The 7,910-nt window shown below is 68.2% G+C and carries 9 protein-coding genes; 4 read left to right on the plus strand and 5 right to left on the minus strand.

Features of this window, described 5'->3' with window-relative positions; all coding sequences use genetic code 11:
• Window positions 1–26 precede the first annotated feature (26 nt).
• From KBX34_RS26525 to KBX34_RS26535, 3 genes are all read left to right on the plus strand, one after another.
• Window positions 27–434, plus strand: coding sequence for a RidA family protein (locus KBX34_RS26525; RefSeq protein ID WP_088947628.1), 408 nt, complete (start codon window positions 27–29; stop codon window positions 432–434).
• On the plus strand, window positions 434–1,417 hold the full coding sequence (locus tag KBX34_RS26530) for an alpha/beta hydrolase (RefSeq protein WP_210792661.1): 984 nt from the start codon (window positions 434–436) through the stop codon (window positions 1,415–1,417). The genes KBX34_RS26525 and KBX34_RS26530 overlap by 1 nt, the downstream gene beginning before the upstream one ends.
• A gap of 662 nt (window positions 1,418–2,079) precedes the next feature.
• Window positions 2,080–2,718, plus strand: a complete 639-nt coding sequence (locus KBX34_RS26535) for a CGNR zinc finger domain-containing protein (protein ID WP_210792662.1) — start codon at window positions 2,080–2,082, stop codon at window positions 2,716–2,718.
• 336 nt (window positions 2,719–3,054) lie between these two features.
• Here the strand turns inward: KBX34_RS26535 and KBX34_RS34115 are convergent, their stop codons facing one another.
• Window positions 3,055–3,189 (minus strand): hypothetical protein, encoded by a 135-nt coding sequence (locus tag KBX34_RS34115; protein WP_255508804.1) that lies wholly within the window; start codon window positions 3,187–3,189, stop codon window positions 3,055–3,057.
• 262 nt (window positions 3,190–3,451) lie between these two features.
• Here KBX34_RS34115 and KBX34_RS26540 point away from each other — a divergent pair, with 262 nt between their 5' ends.
• Window positions 3,452–3,808, plus strand: a complete 357-nt coding sequence (locus KBX34_RS26540) for a nuclear transport factor 2 family protein (protein WP_210792663.1) — start codon at window positions 3,452–3,454, stop codon at window positions 3,806–3,808.
• A gap of 82 nt (window positions 3,809–3,890) precedes the next feature.
• Here the strand turns inward: KBX34_RS26540 and KBX34_RS26545 are convergent, their stop codons facing one another.
• The 4 genes from KBX34_RS26545 to KBX34_RS26560 all read right to left on the minus strand — a co-directional run.
• Window positions 3,891–4,094, minus strand: a complete 204-nt coding sequence (locus KBX34_RS26545; RefSeq protein ID WP_013283833.1) for a cold-shock protein — start codon at window positions 4,092–4,094, stop codon at window positions 3,891–3,893.
• 343 nt (window positions 4,095–4,437) lie between these two features.
• On the minus strand, window positions 4,438–5,691 hold the full coding sequence (locus KBX34_RS26550; protein ID WP_210792664.1) for an iron-containing alcohol dehydrogenase: 1,254 nt from the start codon (window positions 5,689–5,691) through the stop codon (window positions 4,438–4,440).
• A 105-nt stretch (window positions 5,692–5,796) separates the two neighbouring features.
• On the minus strand, window positions 5,797–7,257 hold the full coding sequence (locus KBX34_RS26555; RefSeq protein WP_210927623.1) for an NAD-dependent succinate-semialdehyde dehydrogenase: 1,461 nt from the start codon (window positions 7,255–7,257) through the stop codon (window positions 5,797–5,799).
• 150 nt (window positions 7,258–7,407) lie between these two features.
• On the minus strand, window positions 7,408–7,910 hold a 503-nt coding region (locus KBX34_RS26560), incomplete at its 5' end, for a TOBE domain-containing protein (RefSeq protein WP_210927625.1).

Below are 7,910 nucleotides of genomic sequence, written 5' to 3' on the forward strand. Positions count from 1 at the left end.
CATCACCGAATCCTCGGGAGGACACTGTGCCAACACCCCGCATCACCCACCTGGCCGAGCCCGCCGGTGTGCAGCCAAGCTCCGGTTACACCCACGTCGTCGTCGCGCGGGGCCGGCTCGCCGCCATCGCCGGGCAGATGGCGTTCGACGCCGATGGGGAGCTGGTCGGCCCCGGCGATCCCGAGGCGCAGGCGCGGCAGGTCTTCACCAACATGGGCCGCTGTCTCGCCGCAGCCGGCGGCAGCTTCGACGACGTCGTCAAGCTCACCTGGTTCGTCACCGACGTCGCGTTCGTACCGACGGTGCTGGCGGTGCGCGACGAGTTCATCGACACCTCCCGGCCACCGGCCAGCACCGTCGTGCAGGTGGTCGCGCTCTACCGCCCGGACCTGCTGCTCGAAGTGGACGCTCTGGCACTGCTGGAGGAGGCGTGATGACCGGGACCGTGGCCGCCGCAGTCCCACCACCGTTCGACCCCGAGCTGGCCGGTCCGCTGTCGGCGATCCTGTCCGAGCTGCCGATGCCACTCACCGTCGACCTGATCGCCGACCGACGGCAACGCTCCCGGACCGGCCGTCTGACCGACGCGCAGATCCGCCGCGATGGGGCGTTCGAGATCGAGGAACGGAAGGTCCCCGGCCCGGCCGGTGCCCCTGACATCACTCTGCTGATCTGCCGACCGGTGGGCGTCACCACGCCGGTTCCGGTGGTCTATCACACCCACGGCGGCGGCATGGTGGCCGGCAGCCACCGCAGCACCGAGCTCATCGGCGAGCTCGACCGAGCTCAGGCGCTCTCCCTCGCCGTGGTGTCGGTCGAATACCGGCTCGCGCCCGAGCACCCGGATCCGGCCCCGGTGGAGGACTGCTATGCCGGGCTGCTGTGGCTCGCCAGTCACGCCACCTCCCTCGGCCTTGATCCCGACCGGATCGTGTTGAGCGGTAACAGTGCCGGTGGCGCCCTGGCTGCCGGCCTGGCCCTGCTCGCGCGGGACCGCGGTGGTCTCAGGCCCAAGGGGCAGCTGCTGCAGTTCCCGATGCTGGACGACCGGTGCGCCTCGGACTCCTGCCGTCAGCTCGGCCGGGTCGGCCTGTGGGACGGGCTGTCCAATGAAGCGGGCTGGACCGCGCTGCTCGGCGAGCGCCGAGGCCTGCCGGCAGTGTCCTGTTACGCCGCTCCGGCGCGGGCGATGGACCTGTCTGGTCTGCCGCCAGCCTTCATTGAAGTGGGCTCGGTTGAGGCGCTGCGCGACGAGGGCATCGAGTACGCGAGCCGGATCTGGCGTGCCGGTGGGCAGGCCGAGCTGCACGTCTGGTCGGGCGCGTTCCACAGTTTCGACGAGTGGGTACCTACCGCCACGGTGTCTCGAACCGCCCACCAGGCCCGCGTTGGCTGGCTGAAGCGGGTGCTCGGCTGACCGAGGCCGGCCAGCAGCCGCGGGGAGCCGGGTCACCGCCGTGTGGGCGGCCCCGGCTCGACGCATGGGTGGGGATCTGCGCTGTCCGAGACAACGGGCTTGGCATATGCGAGGCAACACGGGAGGTCTTCCGTGGCTGTGCTCTGGTCGATGAACGTGCGACTACGTGCCGGTGGCATGGCCGGCCTGTCCCTATCTGTGGCGTATTTCCGCACCTTAACCGCAGTTGCCTAAACGGAGATTCACTCGTGCCAACCTCTGGCAAAACCTTGCCAAGCCATGGTGCTCCAGATAGGTTGGTCGTACCAGAGCGGACAACCCGACGCGGTACGACCGCCGGCTTTGCCCTCACCCGCATCCCTCAAATCTGGAGTTGACTGTGCGTAGGTGCGCCATGATCGCCGTTGCCGTCCTCGTCTCCGTGCTGTGCACGACCAGCCCCGCCTCGGCCTCCGACATCGACTGGCCGGTGGCCCCGACCTCCAGCGCACGGTGACAGCGCGGCTCACCGGACCCGCGGGGAGCCAGCCGTCGCAGGCGGGGTGGTTCGGTCCGTACGGCTCCTGTCCGATCAGGCCAGTGCCATCGACCGGATCACGTCACAGGCCAGGGCTTCGCGGCCGGGTTCGCCTGCCGTCCGAGATGTCGGCGGTGACCAGCTGATGGCCTCCTTCGACGAACCGGACCTGGCCAACGGAGACGCGCTCCGATGGCGGACAGGATCCGACACCGGTGGGCATGAGGGGGCCAGCACCGTCCTCCCTCATGACGCGGCACGGGCACTGGTTGCCGCTGCGGCGCTGGTGAACACGACCGGAGGAGACGGCGTCCAGCCCGACGATGCCGTGCTCAGACGCATTGTCCAGATCCTGGCCTGGGATGAGGGGCCGGCTTGTGGCAGGAACGACCTGCAGACGCTCCGCAGCCTCCGCCCCCGCCTCCGTGAACTCTGGCAGGCAACCGGAGACACCGCGGCGAGCGTGGTCAATCAACTGCTCCACGAGTTCAATGCACTTCCACAGCTGGTCAAATGCGGCAAGTGGGGTTACCGCTTGGAGGTCGCGCCCGCGGATGCGCCACTAGCGGCCCGCTTTGCCATCAGAACATCGATCGCCGTTGCCGACCTGCTTCGTCAGGGAGAGCTTCGCCGGCTACGCTCGTGCGCCCACCCCGAGTGCCACAACGTGATGGTGGACCTCTCCAAGAACAGGTCCAAGAGGTACTGCGACGGTCGTTGCGGAAATCGTGCGGCCGTCGCCGCGTACCGCGCCCGTATGTCGGCCAGCGCGACCAGCGGCTGACAGCGCCGGGAGGTCGGCCCCCGGCGATCCGGGCCGGCGGGGGTGCCCTTGAGCGGGTCGCCGCTGGGCCTCGCGCTCAGCGCGTGCGGATGTCCCCGTCGGTGTCGGACGTGGTGAGCACGGCACTGTCCGCTCTGGCAGCGACCGCCCGGACGTGACTCCATCGACGGGGCATCGGTGTGGACAACAGTGTCGTGCAACTTCCCGAGCGGTGTCGGCGAGGGCAGCCGAGCGGCCCTCGCCGCAGATCTATGCCGCTGCGGCAGGTGGGGATCCGACGATCGTCAGCCCCCACCTTCATCGCCGCACTTGGACATTTGAGCGATGCTGCCGGCGTCAGCGCCCGGTGGACACGATGTTTGAAGAATTCCCGTTCTGCTCGTCGCGCTTCAGGCGCTTCGCAGTCTGCTTCTCCTTGATCGTCTTACCCTTCTTCTTGACGTTCGCCTTGCTCGTCGAGTCCTTGGACATGATCGAACCTCCTGGAGCAGGTCGGTGAACGTGCAGCGTGGTACTCGCCTGATCGCGGCGTGCAGGTGACGGAAGACTCGCGCGGCGGCGCGAAGTCTTCACTGCACACTGACCCTACGCTGTTCCAGCTCTTACCAACGTTGGCATGCATCGCCGGTGACGGGCGATGGTTCGTGTCGCCTCACCGAGCTGGGCTGACGTTGCCGTTCTGCCGCGAGCGAATCCGCTTGTCTTGGTGCGGGGCGCTGTAGAGGATCGCTGGATGGATCTCCAGACTGCGGAACGGCAGCTTCAAGCCGCTCAGCGCGCCGCCGATGTCGAGTCCCTCGACGCGCTTCTGCACCCCCAGGTCGTGGGTGCTGGACCGGATGGCACGGTTTTTACCAAGGAAGATGACCTGGAGAGCTACCGCTCGGGGGCCCTGCGAATCACCAACCTGGTGGAGGAGTCGCTCGACGTCCAGGAAGACGGTGAGACCGGGGTGACCCGCACGGTCGCTGCGGTGGATGCCGTTCAGGGCGGTGCCGTTATGTCCGCGCGGTTGCGCTACACCCGGCTGTGGGTGCGTGAGGACGGCAACTGGCGGGTGTTGGCCGCCACCTTCGTCCCAGTCCAGTGAGCGTTGAGATGCCGTGGTGAGCGTATGAAACGCCGAACGGCGGCCCGCTGAATCAGTCGGGCCGCCGTTAGCAGAGTGTGGATCAGAGCGGGCGGATGTTCTCCGCCTGCGGGCCCTTCTGGCCCTGGGTGATGTCGAACTCCACCTTCTGGTTCTCGTCGAGGCTACGGAAGCCGCTCGCCGAGATCGCGGAGAAGTGGGCGAAGACGTCGGCGCCGCCGTCGTCCGGGCTGATGAAGCCGAAGCCCTTGTCGGCGTTGAACCACTTCACGGTACCTGTAGTCATGTCTGCTCCTCGCAGGCTGTTAGAGACCGCACTGTGCGGACCCTTACGCCGCTGCGTTGATCACCCGCGTCGAAACGACACGAAAACGAAAAAGCGCCTGGATGGGTTTGATACCCCATCAGGCGCTGAAAAACGTCTACGGAAATCAAAACTGCAACTCGGTTACCGTAGCACATGATCAGCCGCCGCTCAGATGGAGGTGAGTGGACCTGGTCACCTGGCTGCTTCATCGATGCCGCCGGGGGCCACAACCGTGAAGCGAACGTCGACCAGGCCGTCGCCGTCGCGATCACCCCGGCGGCCGGCTCGCGCTCGCCTTGGCCGCCCCACAGGGGACTCGTCGTCATGTGGAAGGGCGGTCACTGTCTCCGCTCGGAGTCAGGACGTGTCGGGTCCGATCCCCGGTCCAGGCCGCTTCGAGGATCGCGGTCAGGCTGGCGGTGTCGGTCGGGCCTGCATGGTTCTGGATCAAGCGGGTGACCCCACTGGCCATTTCCGCGAAGCGCGGGAGGTCGGCGCGTGCCACGCCGATGTCCGCCAAGGTGGGAGGGATGCCGATGTCGGCAAGGAGCCCGTCGAGCCAGGTGAGGAACGTGTCTGCGGCCTCGGCATCCGAGGCGCCGTTCACGTCGAGCCCGCACACCGCGGCGAGGATGGCCAACCGATCGCTGATGGCATCCCTGGCCGCGTCCAGCGCGTAGGGCAGTAGCAGCCCGACGCCCAGGCCGTGCGGGGTGTGCGTGGCTGCGCCGATGGGGTACTGGAGAGCATGCGGGGCCGCGTTGCCCGCGTGGGAAAATGCAAGCCCGGCGAGCATGGAGCCGTAGGACATGTCCGCGCGCGCGTCCGTGTCGCCTCCGTCCCGGACAGCACGCCGCAAGCTACGGGCGATCCGCTCCGCGGCCAGGAGCGCGTAGTGGTCGGTGATCGGATTGCGGCCGAGGAACACCTGCTCCACCGGGTCCCGCGGTCCGTGGGCCCGGGGTCGCGCGGTGTAGCTCTCCACCGCGTGACAGAACGCGTCGATGCCGGAGTGGGCGGTGACGTTCGCAGGGCAGGTGTAGGTGAGTTCGGGGTCGACGATGGCGAAGTCGGGCACGATGTGGACGCTGGAAACCCCCACCTTCAGCTCGCGGTCCGGGTCGGTCAACACCGAGACGGGTGTGAGCTCGGAGCCGGTGCCTGACGTCGTCGGGACCGCGACGAGAGGAAGCGTCGGCCCCGGCACCTTCGACTCGCCGTAGAAGTCGCGCGGCGTCCCACCGTGGCGCCGGATGACGCCGACGATTTTGGCGAGGTCAATCACCGTGCCACCACCGATGGCGAGGATCACGTCGGCGTCCACCTCGGCGGCGACCGAGACCGCCAGGGCCACATCGGAGAGTGGCACGTCTGGAGTCGCGTCGGAAAATACCCCGACGACCTTGACCTTTTCCCGCACGGCGGCCACGATCTCGGCCACGCCCGGCTGCCCCAGAAGAACCTGGTCGGTCACGATGAGGACTCGCGAGCCACTCTCGGCCACCACTCGTGGGATGTTCTGCGCGACCCCTTCGCCCACTATCAGCTGGCGTGGTCCGCGGAAGGTCTCAAGCATGTCAGTGCCTCTCCGGAACGTCGGCGGCGATGTGCTGGGCGGACGTCCAGGTCACCTGCGAGACCGGGACGGCGTCGGCAAGGTTGGCCCGGAAGGCGCAGGCGGTCACGGTAGGTCGATCGCCACATAGGTGAGGTCGAGGTATTCAAGGACGCCCTCGTGCGACCCCTCCTTGCCGATCCCGGACTGCTTCACGCCTCCGAACGGAGCTGACGGGTCCGATATCAGGCCACGGTTGATGCCGAGCATCCCCGTCTCCAGCCCCTCGGCGAACCGGAGCGCCCGCTGGAGGTCACGGGTGAAGATGTATCCGGCCAGGCCGTGCTCGGTGTCGTTGGCCTTCGCCATCACCTCGTCGTCGGACGTGAACGAGATGATCGGCGCCACCGGCCCGAAGATCTCCGCCTGCAGCATCCGCGCATCTTCGGGCACGTCGACGAGGACGGTGGGCGGGTAGAAGTGGCCCGGCCCATCCGGGCGCTCGCCGCCCACCAGGAGCCGGGCGCCGCGATCGACCGCGTCGGCGACGAGCTCCTCGATCTTGGTGACCGAGGCCTCGTCGATCAACGCCCCGACGTCCACACCCTCGTCGAGACCATGGCCCACCGAAAGCGCACCCATCCGCTCCGCGAAGCGCGCCGTGAACTCCTCGCGCACCGGCTCCTCGACGTAGATCCGGTTGGCCGCGATGCAGGACTCCCCGATGTTGCGCATCTTGGCCACCATGGCACCGTCGAGCGCGACGTCCAGGTCAGCGTCGGCACACACGATCAAGGCCGCGTTGCCGCCCAGTTCCATTGAGGTACGCAGCACGTTGTCCGCAGCCTGTCGTAGCAGCACGCGCCCGACCTCGGTCGACCCGGTGAACGAGAGCTTGCGGGTCCGACTGTCGGCCAGCAGTGCTGAGACCACCGCGCCGGCGCGCTTGGTGGTCACCACGTTGACGACGCCCGGGGGAACGCCGACCTCCTCCATGATGCGGGCCAGGAACAGCATGGTGAGTGGCGTCTGGGCCGCTGGCTTGGTGATCGTCGTGCAGCCCGCGGCCAGCGCAGGAGCGATCTTGCGGGCACCCATGGCCAACGGAAAGTTCCAGGGCGTCACGAAGACGCACGGTCCGACCGGCTTCGGCACGGTGAGGATGCGATATCCACCTGCCGGAGCGGTGCTGTAGCGCCCCTCGACGCGTACCGCCTCCTCGGCGAACCATCGGAAGAACTCGGCGCCGTAGGCCACCTCTCCCCGAGCCTCGGCGAGCGGCTTGCCCATCTCGAGCGTTATCAGCCGGGCGACCTCCTCGGATCGCTCGGTCAGTGCCCGGTACGTCGCGGTCAACAACTCCGACCGTTTCCGCGGCGGGGTGGCCGCCCACTCCGCCATTGCCTTGCTGGCCGCGTCCAGAGCGGCGAGCCCGTCGACGACGTCGGCGTCCGCCACCTCGGCGATGGTCTTGCCGGTGGCCGGGTCCTCGACGGCAAAGGTGGCTCCGCTTGCGGCGTCGCGCCAGGCGTCGCCGATCCGGAGCCGCCGGTGCTCGGGGGCCAGGACGTCCATCGGGTCACTCATCGCGTCGCCTCCTGTGATCTTCCTGGTGATGTCCGGCGTGCCTCAGCGATCGCCACGGCCGTCCCACCGTCGTCAGGCCGTGCACACTGGTGACGGTCCGACGCTCGATTGCCCCGTACGGGCGCATGTTGCCGTCGCCGCCCGGCGCGGTTACCGCCCCGCCTCGGACAGCGACAGCCCGGTGCCCGCATCAAACAGGTGCGCACGATCCAGGTCGACAGTGACAAGCAGCCGCTCGCCCGGCGTACCGGTGACGGTGGGTCGTGCCTTGACCTTGAGGATCTCCGTCCCCACTCGGACGTCGACCACTGTCCGGTCACCGAGCGGCTCAAGCCCGTAGAGCTCACCCGACAACGACGCGTTCCCACGCTGCTCGACGGACAGGTCCTCCGCGCGCAGGCCCAGCATCAGCGCACGACCGTCCTCGGCCGTGGCCCAGCGGGGCCTCGGCAGCGTCCACCCTTCAGCGCCGACCAGACGATCGCCCTCGGCGTGGCAGGCGAGCAGGCTGATCGGCGGGCTCCCGACGAATCCTGCGACCCACTGGTTGGCTGGACGCTCGTACACCTCGGTCGGCGTTCCGACCTGTTGCACCTTCCCCTCCTTGAGCACCGCGACCTGGTCGGCCATGGACAGGGCCTCGACCTGGTCGT

The sequence above is a fragment of the Micromonospora sp. M61 genome, assembly GCF_018070245.1.
Taxonomy (GTDB): domain Bacteria; phylum Actinomycetota; class Actinomycetes; order Mycobacteriales; family Micromonosporaceae; genus Micromonospora; species Micromonospora zamorensis.

Bases quoted from the DNA above. Each gene is read 5' to 3' on its own strand.
- KBX34_RS26530 (WP_210792661.1), top strand. From the start codon at position 434: ATGACCGGGACCGTGGCCGCCGCAGTCCCACCACCGTTCGACCCCGAG.
- KBX34_RS26535 (WP_210792662.1), top strand. From the start codon at position 2,080: ATGGCCTCCTTCGACGAACCGGACCTGGCCAACGGAGACGCGCTCCGA.
- KBX34_RS34115 (WP_255508804.1), bottom strand. From the start codon at position 3,189: ATGTCCAAGGACTCGACGAGCAAGGCGAACGTCAAGAAGAAGGGTAAG.
- KBX34_RS26540 (WP_210792663.1), top strand. From the start codon at position 3,452: ATGGATCTCCAGACTGCGGAACGGCAGCTTCAAGCCGCTCAGCGCGCC.
- KBX34_RS26545 (WP_013283833.1), bottom strand. From the start codon at position 4,094: ATGACTACAGGTACCGTGAAGTGGTTCAACGCCGACAAGGGCTTCGGC.
- KBX34_RS26550 (WP_210792664.1), bottom strand. From the start codon at position 5,691: ATGCTTGAGACCTTCCGCGGACCACGCCAGCTGATAGTGGGCGAAGGG.
- KBX34_RS26555 (WP_210927623.1), bottom strand. From the start codon at position 7,257: ATGAGTGACCCGATGGACGTCCTGGCCCCCGAGCACCGGCGGCTCCGG.